Source organism: Sphingopyxis sp. 10G20-10, assembly GCF_057365075.1.
Map to the genome: position 1 here is coordinate 2,333,391 of NZ_CP195117.1, position 15,229 is coordinate 2,348,619.

Annotated in this window: 12 protein-coding genes; 2 read left to right on the forward strand and 10 right to left on the reverse strand. The window is 61.9% G+C overall.

Annotation, left to right across the window (positions count from 1 at the left end; genetic code table 11):
- The first annotated feature begins 6 nt into the window (after nt 1–6).
- Together ACR3XE_RS11395 and ACR3XE_RS11400 are read left to right on the forward strand one after the other, a co-directional pair.
- Nucleotides 7–1,002, forward strand: coding sequence for an aspartate carbamoyltransferase catalytic subunit (locus tag ACR3XE_RS11395; RefSeq protein ID WP_473700073.1), 996 nt, complete (start codon nt 7–9; stop codon nt 1,000–1,002).
- The gene (locus ACR3XE_RS11400) at nt 993–2,219 is read left to right on the forward strand and encodes a dihydroorotase (protein ID WP_473700072.1); all 1,227 of its coding nucleotides are present in this window, start codon (nt 993–995) and stop codon (nt 2,217–2,219) included. Before ACR3XE_RS11395 ends, ACR3XE_RS11400 begins: the two co-directional genes overlap by 10 nt.
- Nucleotides 2,220–2,233: 14 nt before the next feature.
- On the opposite strand, the gene ACR3XE_RS11405 is transcribed toward ACR3XE_RS11400, so the two are convergent.
- The 10 genes from ACR3XE_RS11405 to ACR3XE_RS11450 are packed head-to-tail and all read right to left on the reverse strand — an operon-like array spanning nt 2,234 to nt 15,157.
- Nucleotides 2,234–4,129 (reverse strand): XrtA/PEP-CTERM system amidotransferase, encoded by a 1,896-nt coding sequence (locus tag ACR3XE_RS11405; RefSeq protein ID WP_473700071.1) that lies wholly within the window; start codon nt 4,127–4,129, stop codon nt 2,234–2,236.
- A 10-nt stretch (nt 4,130–4,139) separates the two neighbouring features.
- Entirely contained in the window at nt 4,140–5,657 is a 1,518-nt protein-coding gene (xrtA, locus tag ACR3XE_RS11410) for an exosortase A (protein WP_473700070.1), read from the reverse strand.
- Nucleotides 5,654–6,865, reverse strand: a complete 1,212-nt coding sequence (locus ACR3XE_RS11415) for a TIGR03087 family PEP-CTERM/XrtA system glycosyltransferase (protein WP_473700069.1) — start codon at nt 6,863–6,865, stop codon at nt 5,654–5,656. Before ACR3XE_RS11415 ends, xrtA begins: the two co-directional genes overlap by 4 nt.
- Nucleotides 6,865–7,941: a FemAB family XrtA/PEP-CTERM system-associated protein gene (locus tag ACR3XE_RS11420; protein WP_473700068.1), complete on the reverse strand. Its 1,077-nt coding sequence runs from the start codon at nt 7,939–7,941 to the stop codon at nt 6,865–6,867. The genes ACR3XE_RS11415 and ACR3XE_RS11420 overlap by 1 nt, the downstream gene beginning before the upstream one ends.
- Nucleotides 7,938–8,798, reverse strand: a complete 861-nt coding sequence (locus ACR3XE_RS11425; RefSeq protein ID WP_473700067.1) for an XrtA system polysaccharide deacetylase — start codon at nt 8,796–8,798, stop codon at nt 7,938–7,940. Before ACR3XE_RS11425 ends, ACR3XE_RS11420 begins: the two co-directional genes overlap by 4 nt.
- 46 nt (nt 8,799–8,844) lie before the next feature.
- Nucleotides 8,845–10,203: an XrtA/PEP-CTERM system-associated ATPase gene (locus ACR3XE_RS11430; RefSeq protein ID WP_473700066.1), complete on the reverse strand. Its 1,359-nt coding sequence runs from the start codon at nt 10,201–10,203 to the stop codon at nt 8,845–8,847.
- 20 nt (nt 10,204–10,223) lie between these two features.
- Nucleotides 10,224–11,960 carry a hypothetical protein gene (locus ACR3XE_RS11435; protein ID WP_473700065.1) on the reverse strand — a complete coding sequence of 579 codons (1,737 nt, stop codon included), beginning with the start codon at nt 11,958–11,960 and terminating at the stop codon, nt 10,224–10,226.
- Nucleotides 11,957–12,961, reverse strand: a complete 1,005-nt coding sequence (locus ACR3XE_RS11440) for a P-loop NTPase family protein (protein WP_473700064.1) — start codon at nt 12,959–12,961, stop codon at nt 11,957–11,959. The genes ACR3XE_RS11435 and ACR3XE_RS11440 overlap by 4 nt, the downstream gene beginning before the upstream one ends.
- An 11-nt stretch (nt 12,962–12,972) precedes the next feature.
- Nucleotides 12,973–14,517 carry an XrtA system polysaccharide chain length determinant gene (locus ACR3XE_RS11445; RefSeq protein WP_473700063.1) on the reverse strand — a complete coding sequence of 515 codons (1,545 nt, stop codon included), beginning with the start codon at nt 14,515–14,517 and terminating at the stop codon, nt 12,973–12,975.
- A 49-nt stretch (nt 14,518–14,566) separates the two neighbouring features.
- A complete protein-coding gene (locus ACR3XE_RS11450; protein ID WP_473700300.1) occupies nt 14,567–15,157 on the reverse strand; it encodes an XrtA/PEP-CTERM system exopolysaccharide export protein in 591 nt (196 codons plus the stop codon).
- Between the last annotated feature and the right edge of the window lie 72 nt (nt 15,158–15,229).

Genomic DNA, 15,229 nt, shown 5'->3' on the forward strand with positions numbered 1-15,229 from the left:
ACTTTAATGACAGCTTCAACATCCCGACCCGCCAGCGATTATCCGCCCGGCGGCGATGCGTTTCCGCATCAGCATCTGACCGGCATTGCCAACCTGTTGCCGTGGGAGATTTGCTACCTTCTCGACGCCGCCGAACAATGGGTCGAGGTCAACCGCAGCGGTGCCGCCAAACATGGCAACGCGCTCGCCGGTCTCACCATCATCAACGCCTTTTTCGAAAATTCAACGCGCACGCTATTGTCATTCGAGATCGCCGGAAAACGCCTCGGTGCCGATGTCGTCAACATGCACGCCGCGCAATCGAGCGTGAAAAAGGGCGAGACGCTGATCGACACCGCGATGACGCTGAACGCGATGCGCGCCGATGCAATCGTCATCCGCCACAATGCGTCGGGCGCGGTGCAGCTCATCGCCGACAAGGTTGACTGCCCCGTGCTCAACGCCGGTGACGGGCGGCACGAACATCCGACACAGGCGCTGCTCGACGCGCTGACCATCCGCCGCCGCAAAGGCAAGATCGAAGGACTGGTGGTCGCGATCTGCGGCGATGTCCTGCACAGCCGCGTTGCCCGTTCGAACATCCTCGCCCTCACCGCGCTGGGCGCCGAAGTGCGCGTCGTCGCGCCGCCGACGCTGACCCCGGCGGCAATGGACAGGATGCACGTCACCTGCTTTACTGACATGGACGCCGGGCTCGACGGTGCCGATGTCGTGATGATGCTGCGGCTTCAAAATGAACGCATGGATGGAGCCTATCTGCCCAGCCCGCGCGAATATCATGCGCTTTACGGCCTGACGCCGCAGCGGCTGGAACGCGCGCACCCCGACGCCATTGTCATGCACCCCGGTCCGATGAACCGCGGAGTCGAAATCGACAGCAGCATCGCCGATGACCCGCTTCGCTCCACCATCACCGAACAGGTCGAAATGGGTGTCGCGGTGCGTATGGCCTGCCTCGACATATTGACGCGGCGGACGCGCGGAGTGTCGGGATGGAACTGAAGCCACTCCACATCACCGGCGCACTGCTGGTCGACGGCGACACCCCCCGCGCCGGAAGTCTGCTCATCGTCGATGGTCGCATTGCCGCGATTGACTCAACCGAAGTCCCCACCGAAGCCGAAACACATGATGCCATGGGGCAATGGCTGGCCCCCGGAATCATCGACCTGGGCGTGTTCGCGACCGACAAACCGGCCTTTCACTTTGGCGGCATCACCCGCGCCGCGCTGATGCCCGATGGCAGCCGTCCGCTCGACGATGCCGGATTGGTCGAGCGCGCGGCAAAGGGTGGAAAGCCCGACCTGTGGGTGCATCCCATCGCCGCCGCAACGCGCGGGCTGGAAGGGCGCGAACTGGCCGAAATCGGGCTGATGCAGGGCGCGGGCGCCCGCGCCGTCGCCACCGGTCGCACCCGGATTGCCGACGCCGGTGTGATGCGCCGCGTCCTTTCCTATGCCGCTTCGCTGGGGCAGACCGTCATCACCCATGCCGAGGATGAGGGGCTGGCCGCAGGGGCCGTCGCCACCGATGGCGAAATGGCCACGCGCCTCGGCCTATCCTCCGCCCCTGCCATTGCAGAAGCGATGGCGATTGCCCGCGACCTGATGCTGGTCGAGGAAACTGGCGCGCCGATCCATTTCCGTCAGGTCACGACCGCGCGCGGTTTTGACCTCATCCGTGCGGCCAAGAAACAGGGTCTGCCGGTGACGTGTGGTATCACCCCTGCCCATCTGTTCCTGTCCGACCTAGCGATTGGCGATTTCCGCACCTTCGCCCGCCTGTCGCCGCCGCTGCGGTCAGAGGATGACCGGCAAGCCTGCCTTGCCGCCATCGCCGATGGCACGATTGACGTTCTGGCATCTGGCCATGATCCGCGCGGCCCCGAAGACAAACGTCTGCCCTTTGCCGAGGCCCAGCCCGGCATGGCGGGGGCCGAAACCCTGCTTGCGCTGGGGCTGTCTCTGGTGCGTGACGAAAAATTGTCAGCCGGACGTCTCTTCGCGCTTCTCGCCGCCACTCCTGCCCGTCTGCTCGGCGTCGACGCGGGCAGCCTGCGCGTTGGAGCAGAAGCGGACCTCATTCAGGTTCATCCCGACACGCCGTGGCAGGTCGATGCCAAGAAAATGGCCGCATGGGCAGGAAATACGCCCTTCGACGGCATGCCCGTTCAGGGCCGTGCGACCGCTATGTGGAAAGGCGGACAGCGCATCCGATAACGCCGCGCCGGACCCTAAATCCCGAACAATTTCGCCAGTGATTTCTCGAGCATGAAAAACTGCCAGATCAGGCGGCCATGATCGCGGCGTCCGCTTTGATGCGCGGCGACAATCCGTTCCAGTTCGGCCATGTCGAACCAGCCGCTGCGCGCCAGCGTCGATGACCGCGCCAGCCCCCGCGCCGCCTCGCCCAATGGCCCACGAAACCATTGCGTTACCGGCGTCACAAACCCCATTTTCGGACGGTATAATATGTCCTGCGGCAGATAAGGCTCCATCGCCTTTTTCAGGATCGCTTTGCCGGTGCTGCCCTTGACCCGCATCGACGCGGGCAGGCTCGCGGCAAATTCGACCAGCCGATAATCGAGCAACGGCTCGCGCGCCTCCAGGCTCACCGCCATACTCATCCGGTCGGTTTTGGTCAGTATATCGCCGGGCAGCCAGATCATCAGGTCGGCATATTGCGCGCAGTCGAGCGGCTCGCGCGCCGGCGCATCCGCCATCGCCTTTAAATAACGCGCCTCGGGGACATGATCGCCCAGCGTATTTTTGGCCGCATCATTGAACAAGCGCGCACGCTGATCGGGACCGGTGACGCTCACCGCCTCGGCATAGCCTTCGGCACCGCTTTTCGACAGGCTGGACAGCGTCGCGCGGGCACGCAAGGGGCGTGGCGCCCAGTCCATTTGCGGCCAGACATTCGCCAGCGGACCCAGCACATTGCGGCGCAAAACCGCAGGAATCTTTGACCGTATCCGCTCTTCCTGATGCTGAAACACCAGCCGACGATAACCGGCAAAAGCCTCGTCCGCACCATCCCCCGACAGCGCGACGGTCACATTCTCGCGCGCCAGTTCACAAACGCGGAAAGTCGGCAAGGCGCTGGCGTCGGCAAAGGGCTCGTCAAACTGGTCGGCGATCCTATCAACCAGCGCAAAATCATCGGCGGCGACGATGCGCGTCCGGTGATCTGTCGCAAATCGCTCGGCCATCGCTTGCGCATAAGCGGTCTCGTCGAGCGAAGCTTCGTCAAAACCGATGGTGCAGGTCTGCACAGCCTTGCGGCTCGCCTCGGCCATCAGCGCCACGACGCTGCTGCTATCGACCCCGCCGGACAGAAAGGCGCCCAGCGGCACATCGGCGACCATACGATCGGTCACCGCCTGCCGCATGAGATGGGTCAGATGCTCGGCGGCCTCTCCCTCGCTGGCGCGGATCCGCTGCGAGAAATCGGGCCGCCACCAGCATCGCGGCGCTGCCAAGCCTTTGCCACGCTCCAGCAGCAGGAAATGCCCAGCCGCCAGCTTGCCCACTCCGGCGATGATGCACGTATCATCGGGGACATAGCCGAGGGCAAAATAATCCTCGATCGCGGTCAGATTGGCGTCTTGGCGCAATAAAGGATGGCGCAGCAGCCCTTTCAACTCGGACGCAAATGCCAGCGAACCATCGGACAGCCGCGCAAAATGCAGCGGTTTGACGCCCAGCCGGTCGCGCGCGAGGAACAGGCAGCCACGCTGGCGGTCGTGCAAGGCAAAGGCGAACATGCCGTTGAGACGCGACAGGCAATTGACGCCCCATTCCCGCCATGCGGCGATAATGACCTCGGTATCGCCGTTGGTGCGAAAGCGATGGCCGCGCTCCTCCAATTCGGTGCGCAGCTCGCGGAAATTGTAAATTTCGCCGTTATAGCTGAGCGTGACGTCTCCGTCGTCGCTCGCCATCGGCTGCGGGCTGCCTTCGATGTCAATGATCGACAGCCGCAAATGGCCCAGCCCGACGCCGGGTGCGGTCCAGATGCCGGTGCCGTCAGGCCCGCGATGCTGCATCGGGTCGAGCATGGCGCGCAACCGCGCGGGATCGACGGGCTTGGCCGTTTCCAGATGAAAGATACCCGCGATACCGCACATGGCGCGGTCCCTATCGCAATTTCAGCGACTGGTCAGCCAAAGCTTTTGCTCCGCCCGCATCTGCCACAAAAGCCGCCACGGCATCGCGCCCGCCCGCATCGGTTTCGCTCGATACCACCAGCGCCAACGCGCGCGGATCGCCGCCCAACAATCGCGCTTTCAGACCCAACAGCTTGGCGGTGCGCGGATTGCCTGTGATTTGACCATCGACCCAATACCAGATGGCGGCATCGCGCATCACGGGACCGGGGTGGAACAGCCGGTCGGCCTTGCCACCGGCGATGGACGGCAAAGCGGCGCTCCATGTCCATTTGCTGTCAGGATCGACCGCCCCCTGACCAAAACCCACAACCTCGCGTCCTTCATCCTGTCGCGCATAAGCGGCCACGCCAACATCGACGCGCTGACCTTGGTCATTGGAAAAGTGGCGCACCATCATATGATCCGCCCCGTCAAAGCGCGGTTGCCATGCCAGCACAGGAGCATCAGCCGCCTGCCATCCGCTCGGTGCGGTCAGCGTAAGGCTGGCGGGTAAAGCCCCTGCCCGCGCACCCGCTGCATGACTCCACACAGAATAGGCCAACATGATCGCAAGACCAGCAGCAGCAGCCAACGGCCAGGACGCGATGTGCCGTACCGGAGCCGCCAACCCGCTGACATCAACGGCGGCATCATTGGCCGGACGGTCGAACCAGCGCTTTGCGACCAGCATCACCGCCAGCAGCACCAGCCCAAAGAATATCCAGCCATAAAAGACATGATCAAACCCCGACGCCGAATCGACGCCGCGCCACTGCGCCACCGCTATGGTCGCATAGGCGCGCAACGCATTGGCGATCACGGTCGCGACGAGCGCCAACGCGACGAAGACAATCCGCCGCGTCCAGCTCCGGAAGCATAAATGCGCCGCAAACACCGAGTAAGCGAGCATGGCGATCAGGAATTTGACCCCCGAACAGGCCTCCGCCACCTCGAAAAAACCACCCGGTGTGGTGATAAAAACGCCCTCGATATGGGCGGGAATCCCCGACACGCCGAGCAACACCATGCTGAGCTTTGCCGTCACCGTCTGCAACAAGGGCACCAGCTCTTCGCCAAAGGGGATGAGCAGTAACGCATAAGCCAGCGGGAACAACAGCGCGCGCGCGGTATGCGGCCCCAACAAAGCCGGTACCGATGCTTGCAGCATCAGGATAACGCCAAGCTGACGGAACAGTGCCACCCCCGCTGCATCGCCGACCAGCCAGACCATTCCACCCCCCGCCAGCGCCGCGACGCCGGGCCACCATGCCGTCGGGCTCAGCGTCCGCAGTTGCGGCAGGCGAAGGCTAATCAGCCAGCCGATCATCGGCACCATCAACAGGCAGTGATTATAGGTTGAACTGTTCCACCAGATATCAATCATGTCGGCAAAGTCACCGAAGAACAGCGTGAATATCGCAAGGCACAACAGGCCTAACCCTGCAAGATGCGCCTGCCATTTCGTCCATTGGCGCGGGCGCGCCCAGCTTTGCAGGGCTGTCATCATGTTGCCAGCCCCAGCAGCGCAGCGAGCGGTGCCAATCGCGCATCCCATCCATAACGGTCGAGCATCCGCTGCCGCGCCGCGCGTCCCATGGCCGCCGCCGCGTCATCATCGTCCAGCAACCGCACGACGGCGGCTGCCATGTCTTCAGCACGATCAGCAACAAGCAGATGCTCGCCATGCGTTGCGTCAATACCTTCAGCAGCGGGCGCACTCGCCACTACCGGTCGCGCCATCGCCAGCGCTTCGAGTAATTTATTCTGAATCCCGCGCGCCAACAGCAGCGGCGCAACAACAACATCCCCCGCCGCCAGCCACGGACGAATATCGGGCACCTCGCCCGTCACCATCACACCCGGCAAATTGGCCAGCGCACGCACCTCATGCGTCGGCGCACGCCCGACAATCGCAAAGCGCGCTTGCGGATGCTGCTTGCGGATCAGCGGCAATATATCGCGCGCGAACCAGCCCACAGCCTCGACATTGGGCTGATAATCCATCTGCCCGGTCATCACCATCAACGGGCCACCTCCCTGCCCGACCGGCGCAAAATCGGTCGCGGGGTCGAATTTATCGGTATTGATGCCATTTTCCAGCACCTCGACCCGCCCGTTACCCTGCCTGCACTGGCGGCGGAACAACATGGCCTCGGCCTCGCTCACCAACAGGCTGGCGTCGGCGCGCGCCGCGATCCGGCATTCAAACTGCGCCAGCAACCGCGCTTCACGCGCATAAACCCACCTCATCGGCCAGCCTTTCGTCTGGTCGGCGTAAGTGGCAAATTTGGCCGAATCGACGTCGACAAAATCCATGATGACGGGGCCGTCAAAGTCCGCCTTATCAGGCAAATATTGTCCCATCTGGCCCGAAAAAGCGACGATATGGCTGATCGCACCGTCACGGACCAACTGCTCGACGTGCCGTGTGATTTTCGCGCTATGGAACAGCCAAGGCGACATCGCCTCATCGCGCAGCATTGCTTGCGCAACCGCAATCGGTCGCACCTTGCGTCGCCGTTCGATCAGCAATGTCTTGCACAATGGTTCCAGCTTGCCTCGCGCCTCACGCTCATCGGCGGCATTATCGGCCAAGGCTGCTACATGGACATCACCCAGCTTCGCCAGCGCCTCGACCATATGCCAGCTGCGGATACGATCGCCACGATCGGGCGGCCAGGGCGCACGGTGCGCCAGAAACAATATGTCGGGCATCAACCGAGCCCGCGCGCGATTGGCGGCCCGATACGATTGGCGATCCAGAGCGGCAGCTTTTTCCACATGTCGACCTGCAACCGATATTTGGCGCTGGTCGGATTGGTATCACGCGGCACCTCTCCCGGTGCGAGCCAGCGCGCATAGACGAGCGGCTGCGGCTCAAAGCCCCAATTCTTCTTATAGCTGTGCGGACCTGTGCCCAGCTTTGACCGCCCAAAATCAAACCGCGTGCATCCGCGCGCACGGGCATGGCGCATCAGGGCGAAATACATCAGCTCATTGGCGCGCAGCGCGCGCGCCTCGGTCAGCCCGCCGCCCCAATAGGGCATCACCGTTCCGCGCCAATACAGGCTGAGAACGCTCGCCACCGCACGGCCGCCCTGCCGCACCGTCAAAATGTCGGCATCCTCTCCAAAAGCGTCGAGAACGGCGGCAAACAGCGCCTTGGGGAATACCGGTGTGCCAAGGTTACGGACGCTGGTCGCATAGACATGATAATGGTCGACGCGTTCATCCGCCCCCGTGCCGGTCGTCACGGTCAGGTCGCTGGCTAAAGCCTTGCGAACCTCGGCGCGTTGCTTGCGCGGAATGGCGAGCAGTTCGGCATCGTCATCAGCGGAAAGGTCGCGCGTGAATCCGGCATAAGTGCCTTCCTCACGGACCCAACCAGACGCTGTAGGCACACCGCCACCTCGCAGCTCGATTGACGGCACCGCCAGTTCATCCGCCAAAGCTGCCGCCGCGTCCGCAAGCGCTATCGCCGCCTCGTCGCTATCGGCAAGCAAGCCGCCGCCGACCGCAAAGCCACTCGACACCAGCGCGTTACCGAACAGGCGCGACCGGATATGATGAATCGGCAACAAACCGATCAAGCGTCCGCCGCCATCTCGCGCACCCAAAACACGCACGTCATGCCCCGTCGCGCGCGTAATCGCTTCGCACCAGGCGCGGCTGTGAAAGGGTGTCGCGTCAGCATGGCCCGCGACATAGACATCCCACTCCGCCGTATCGCTAACCGGCGTAACATTCAGGCGTATCGGGGCCGCAACTTTCAAGGATGATGGCGCATTCATGCCGCCTGCACCCAATCGGTCGCGCGCTGTTGTTGCGCGGGCACCAATTCGTCTGCTCGCGTCCAGTCAAAATCCAACAACAGATGCTGCAACTTGTCAGCCATGCGCGACAAGCCACTGTAATGGCGTATTTTTGACCGGAGCGGTGCATTGGCAACCCGCGGCTGGCCGGGGTCAATCTCCCATGGGTGGAAATAGAGGATCGCCGGATGGCCTTCGTCATTCATCCGCGCCACCGCCCAGCGCGTGAAGCCGTAAGGCAGCATTCGCATAAAGCCGCCGCCCCCTGCCGCCAGCGTTCGTCCGGCAAAGCGCGCCGTCGTTACCGGCCATTCGACCAGATCGCTGTCGGCCACCGGCCGCCACGCATGGCGCGGGCTTGCTGGCCAGCCATAATGATCATGCGCCACCGGCGCGACGCTGCTCGAATAGGCATAGCCCTGTTCGGCCAAAATCGGGTGCGCCCATGGCGTGCGCTGGTCGATCGAGAAACTGGGCGCGCGATAGCCGCGCACCGCCACGCCGCCCAAATCTTCCAGAATCGCGCGTGTTTTTTTGAGGTCGGCGGCAAATTGATCGGCGGTCATCGCAAACACCCGCTGATGATCATAGCCATGGCTCGCCAGTTCATGGCCTGCCGCGACGATGCGGCGGATCAGCTCTGGATAGCGTTCTGCAACCCAACCCAGCGTGAAGAACGTGCCCTTGACCCCCGCGTCGGCAAAAATCTGCAAAACCGCATCACAATTGGCCTCGACGCGGCATTCAAGGCTCGGCCAGTCGTCGCGGCTGATCGTGCGCTCAAAGGCGCCGACCTGAAACCAATCCTCGACATCGACCGACAGGCCGTTCTGCATGGGTCTTCACCTTCATCATCGCGGTTTCGGCGCAGGCCATTGGCCGTCAGGCCGCCCAATTCTGTGCTGACGGAGCATTTACCGGATCGCGTTCGACCCAATCGATCAACAAATCAAGCACCCGGCGCAGCGCGGCATCCTGTTCGGCAACCCGTGCCTCCAGTCCGGCAATCTGGCGTTCCAACCCGATCAAATGCTCGTCATGTGCTGTTGGCTGGTCCGCGTCGGCAACCACTGCCGGCGCATCATCGCCCGCGACGTCCGCCTCGGCAACAGGCGTTGGCGAACCAAAGGGCGGCGCATCACTTTCATGAGCATTATCTGCATGAATTTCGACATCCGCGGTCTCAACTGGCAAGGCTGTCGGCGCAACGTCGGCAACCAGCGGTCCCGACGAAACTGCAATACCAGCAACATCATCCGCCTGCATCTGCTCGGCAACCAGCGAACGGGCCTCGACGAAGGGGCTCGGCGCGGGAGCCGGCGGTGCAATGACGGCTTCGGCGGCGGGTGGCGCCGCGTCAGCCACTGCAGGCGCAGTTTCAAGCCCCGTTTCGTCAGCCGATGTCGCAGAGGTCACGCTATCCTCGCCGCGATCAGCGGCGGCCTCTTCGACAACGGCGCGCACATGATGACCAGTAATCCGGCTGAGTTGCTCGACTGCACCGAACAGCAACAGACGGCTGACCAGCACGTTCAGCTTGCGCGGCACGCCCTCGCAATGATCGAAAATCTCTTCAATGGCGTCGGGACTAAAGCTGGGATTGCCGTCCCAGCCGACCTTGCCCAGCCGATGCTCGATATAGGGCTCGATTTCTTCGGGCTCCATCGGTTCCAGATGGTGGGTTGCAATCACGCGTTGGCGCAGTTGCTCCAGCGTCGGGGATTGAAACAAGGTCTGGCGAAACTCGGGCTGGCCAAGCAGGAAAATCTGCAACAGCGAGTGACCGCCAAGCTGAAAATTCGACAACATCCGGAGCTCTTCGAGTGCCGAGATCGACAAATTCTGCCCCTCGTCGACAATCAGCAACGTCCGGCGTCCGGCACGCGCCTGTTCGCGCAGATATTGTTCAATCACGCGCAGCAATTCGGCCTTGCTGAGCCCATCCCATTCCAGCTGAAACTGTTCGGCGACCAGCCGTAGCAGATCATCGCCCTCAACCTGCGTCGACACCAGCTTGACCGCGGTCAGGCGATTGGGGTCGATGGTGTTCATCAAATGGCCGACCAAAGTCGTTTTGCCCGCACCGATGTCGCCGGTGATGACGATGAAGCCTTCACCCTGCGCCAGACCATAACCCAGATAGGACATCGCTTTACGGTGCGTCCCGCTTTCAAAATAGAAAAATGGATCCGGCGTCAGCTGGAAAGGGCGTCCGGTTAAGCCATAAAATTGATCATACATTGTCAAATTCCCTTTTGGGGTCAGAAGGAATAGCGCAAGCCAACGATCGCCGATCCGATCAGCTGGCTATTGAATCCGTCCTGGTCGAAACTGTTGATACTCGCGGCTGCCGTTCCGGTCAGGCTGCGCCAGAAACGGCGCGAATAGGCCGCCGTTGCGCCCGCCGACTGGACATTGGCCGCACCCGGCGATCCATTGTCGAAATAATTGACATAGCCCGACAGGCTAAGATCCGAATCCTGATCAAGCTGACGTGCGGCCGACACGAAGAGATAATAATTCTCGTCGGTTATGCCGTTAAGACCTGCCAAAGCCGAAAGGCCTGGTGCGAGCAGGCGGCGTTGGTCATAGCCAAGGCCGACGCCATAGTGCCAGCTGCCAAAACGCGACGAGTAAATCGCCTGCACGCCGCGACTGCGGAATTGCGCGCTGGTAGCGCTGGCCAACGCGGGATTGAGGCAACCGCCTCCATCCTGACCAAAGACACAGCCGTTGATATCGCCGTCGAGCGGATTGCGGGTAGCGTCAAATTGGGTCGGCAGCGCGGCAAGTCCGCTCGATAACTGTCTGCCGAAACTGGATATTCCGTCATAGACGCCAACTTGAACCATTGTCGCGTGATCGGGACGATAGCTGAACGATCCGGTATAGATGGTGTCGCCATAGCGGCGTCCAACCTTCGCGGTCAGCGAGGTACGGCGGCTGGGTTGCCACATCACGCCCGCATCCCAGATCAATCCGTCGGTATCAAAAGCCAACTGGCGCGGGCTGCTGTTGTCGGTGACGAAACGCCCATTGGCATCGCGCACCGGAACGCCTCCGGCATCAACAATCACATCACGCTGACTGAGCTGAATTTTCTCATAGCCGACGCCGCCGAGCAGCGCGAGACTATGGCCCACCGGCACCGTCACATCGGCGCGGGCAAATTTGCCTTCATAACGCTGGTCGAGCGCACTCGTATCTTCGCGCTCATAGCCGCCCGAAACCTGCCAACCAAAGGGCAGATCGCCGGGCCGCTGCCCCACGCTCGCCCAGGCGACATGGTTGGTCGAGCTATCGAAAACGCCCTGCCCGACGGCACCCGGTGCGACGATCGCGGGGGTTTCGATATCGACTTTGTTATATCCAAAGCGATAGCCTGCTCCGACATCAAGCCCGCCAATCCGCTGCGTCAGCGTTGGGCCGGCATATATCGAATAGACATTGGCAACATTGGTCGCATCGCCGATGGTCAGACCATTTGCCGCGCCCTGTCCGTCGGCGCGCGTGCGACTGGCAAGCGCACCGGCCTCAAGGCTCAAGCCACGGCCAGCCTGCACCCGTCCCCGTGCAACACCGCTGATAATATCCTGATCGCCCAGACCGCCCGATTCACCAAAGCGATGCTCATAGCGCACAGAGGCGGCAAGTTCGGCGTTGCGGGTTACAACATTGGCATCCACCCCGACCGCTGCCGAGGAATAGGTCACCACATCGCCGCCATTTTTAAGATCGGCCGTCAAAATCTGTCCGACCTCCAGATAGGGTGTGACTTTGGCCTGACGCCGCTGCTGGCGTTCATTGCGGTGCTCGGCGCGCCGTTCGCTGCGACCTTGGTCATTGTTCGCGGAGCGCGTCGATGCACTGCCACCGCCGCCCGACACGCTGTCGCCACCCAAAATCTGGGCGTGCGCATGGGTGGTCGTTCCTGCCAGCAAGAGCGCGGCGAACATAACCGCAGGACGCGTAAATTGGGATGCAGGATTGGGCGTCATGCGTCGCCTCCTTGTCCATAATAAGTGCCAAAGCGGCGACCGCCCGGCGAATATTTGACCCCGTTCAAAAGCAACTGGATATGTGGGCAAGCGCCCATCAACCCGATGGCGTCGCGAAGCGCGGACTCCATCGTTTCGTCGGCGCGCACGACCATGATCAGCTGACCGACATGGCCCGCGAGAACGGCGGCGGGTGATGCTGCAAGAACCGGCGGCGAATCGAGAATGAGGATGCGGCCCGGCGCGCCTTGCTCCAACTGGGCGAGCAAGGTTTCGGTGCGGGCAGAGGCCAGCAATTCGGTATCGTGCAGATGCTGCGTGCCCGCCGGCATCACCTTCAGACCCGCTATATCGGTCTGAATCATACAATCGCCCAGAGGCAGATGCGGATCGGCGAGCGCATCCATGAGGCCCGGACCATTTTTCAGCCCCAGCGTGCTCAGCACGCTCGGCTTGGCAATATCGGCATCGACGAGCAGCACATCATAATCGGCCTCGACGGCGAGACTCAGTGCCAGATTGACTGCGGAAAATGTTTTGCCCTCGCCCGGATTGGCGGACCCAATCAGCAGGCGGTTGCCGCGAGGCACCACGGTGCGATTGCCCGCACCCGAAAAGTTGCGGATAATCTCGCGTTTGACGATGCGATATTCCTCGGCGATTCCGGTGACCGGTGCGCCGGGAACAACCATGCCCAGTTCGGACAGGCGTTCTCGGTCAATCTTGCCCTGCCGCGACGGCACAATCGCCGGAGCGGCCTTGGTAAGCGCCTTGCTGGACGAAGGCTTTACCGTCGGCGCTGCCTCAACGGCATCTTCAACCGTTTCCACGACGGCTTCTGGAACAGCCTTGGCCGATTTCTTGACCTTGGTTTTGCGCTCAGGCTCGGGCGGTAGGTTCGACACATCAATGGTCGGCGCATTGGCGACCGGATCGACACCGAACATATCGGCGGCGCGTTCGAGGAGCGAAGGACGCTTGACGGGGCGATGTTGGTTCATATCTTATCCCCTCAGGCGACCATGCCGCGCTGGACAAATTCGGCGACCAAAAGCAGCGCGTAGAGACCGACGAGAGCACCGCCCCCACTGGCAAGCCAGACGAGTTTCTTGCGCCGCTCGACATGCCGTGCCGGCGTCACAACTTCGGTGATCGACCCGATAACCGGCAGGCCGCTGGCGCGCTCCAGTCGCTGCGCGGTGGCATAGCTGACGCGCACTTGCGCCAGACCAAAGGCGGCACCAATGCCGCCTCCGATACCTGCGAGCAGCACGATGGTCAGGAATAGCGGACGATTGGGCGCTGACGGGCTGGTAGGCTTGGTCGGCGGGTCGATGAGGTCGATCTTGATCGCGTCGGTTTCGGTTTCCATCTGACCGCGCAGGCGTATCTGCTCACGCTGGGCGAGCATCTTGTCATATTGCGTTTTCAGCGCCGTATATTGGCCGGTGATGCGGTCATATTCGGCAGCAACACCAGGTTCCTGAATCTGTTTGGCGGTGATGTCGTTGATTTCGGCCTGCAACTGCGCCTTGCGCGCAGTCAGGGCGCTAACCGTCGCCTGACGCTCGGCGCGCATGGCACTCAGCGTTGCATAGGCGGGATTCTGGGTCGTTCCGGCGCCGCCGCTATTTCCTTCACGCGCAGCCTGCGCCTTCAACGACGCGATCTGGTTCTTGAGCGCAACAACATCGGGGTGCGCATCGGTGAGCCCGCGCGCGCGCATCGCCGTCAACTCGTTGCTTGCGCCGGCCAGTTGCTGCCGCGCGACACCGCCGCCCGTGGCACTCAGGCCGGGTGTAGCGATGCTTGGCGGAGTCGATGCCAGCTGGCCATTGGCCGCTGCCAGTGCCCCTTGTGCGGCGGCAAGCTGGGTTTCGATCCCGCTTAATTCGGTGCGCGCACGCTCGATCCGCTGTCCCGGCGAACCATTCGGTCCACCAATCAAGCCGATATTCTGCGCTTCAAAGGCGGTGCGCCGCGCTTCGACTTCGCTCAGCGCCTTTTGACGATCGGCCAACTGGGAATCGAGGAATTTCAACCCTTCGCGGGCGTTCAAACGACCGCCGCGTAGTTGCTCATCACGAAAAACCGTAATCAGGCTGTCGACAACGCCGCTCGCCAGCCGCGCATTTTCGGCATCGGACAGGCTGCTAACTCCGATGCTCGACGTCAGTTCAAAAATATTATCCTGCTGCGGCACGACTTTGATGTTCTTTTGCAGCATCGCTACGGCGCTTGCCTTGTCGCGGTCACTTGCGCCGGCAGGCACCAATCCAGTGGTAACGGCAACTTTTTCCAGATTGCGCGCGCTCGTCAGCGTTTCGCGGATCTGATCGATGCGCTGACGGTTTGAATAGGGGCTCGTTTGAGCGGTATCGGGCAGAATCTCGTTAATATCGACCAACAGCCGTGCCCGCGAATCATAGCGGTTGGGGATCGACGCAATCGCAAGCCAGCCAAGGATGCAGATACCCCAGGCCACCGCCAGCACGATCCAACGGCGTGTCCACACGCTGTGCAATGCTACCCGAAATTCGTCGTAAAGGCCGTTCATGAGATGGGGTTAGTCCTCGGCAAGAGCAAAAGGGGCGGGTCGGTGACGATCAGAACATGCTTTCGGGGATGATGATCACATCGCCGGGTTGCAGGCGGACGTTGGCCTGAATGTCGCCGCGCTTGATCAGATCGTTGAGCCGCAATGCATATTCATGTTGCTTGCCGGTGCCCTTTTCATAGCGGACGAGCCGCGCTTTGTTGCCGGCGGCATATTCGGACAATCCGCCGACCGCGATCATCGCATCGAGCACAGTCATATTGGCGCGATAGGGGATCGACGCAGGCTTTTCGGTCGCTCCGACAACGCGGATTTGCTGGGAGAAAGTGCTGTTAAAGCTGGTGACGATGACGCTGACGATGGGGTCATTCACATATTGGCCAAGCGCCAGCTTGATATCCTGTTGCAACATCGTCGCGGTTTTGCCCACGGCGGGCATGTCGGTAATCAGCGGCATGGTGATGCGGCCATCGGGGCGCACCTGAATTTTTCCGCCCAGATCGGGGTTGCGCCATACAAAGATCGTCAATTCATCAAGCGGGCCAATGACATATTCTTCGCCAGGCCCTTCCTGATTCGACACGAAATTGGCGCTGGGAAGCTGTGGGCCTTTGCTGGCACCGCCGACACAACCGGTCATGGCAAAGCTCGCAATGCCGCAGACAAGGGCGGCTCGGGCAGCGCGAAGCAGGGGGGAAGCAGCCATATCAAT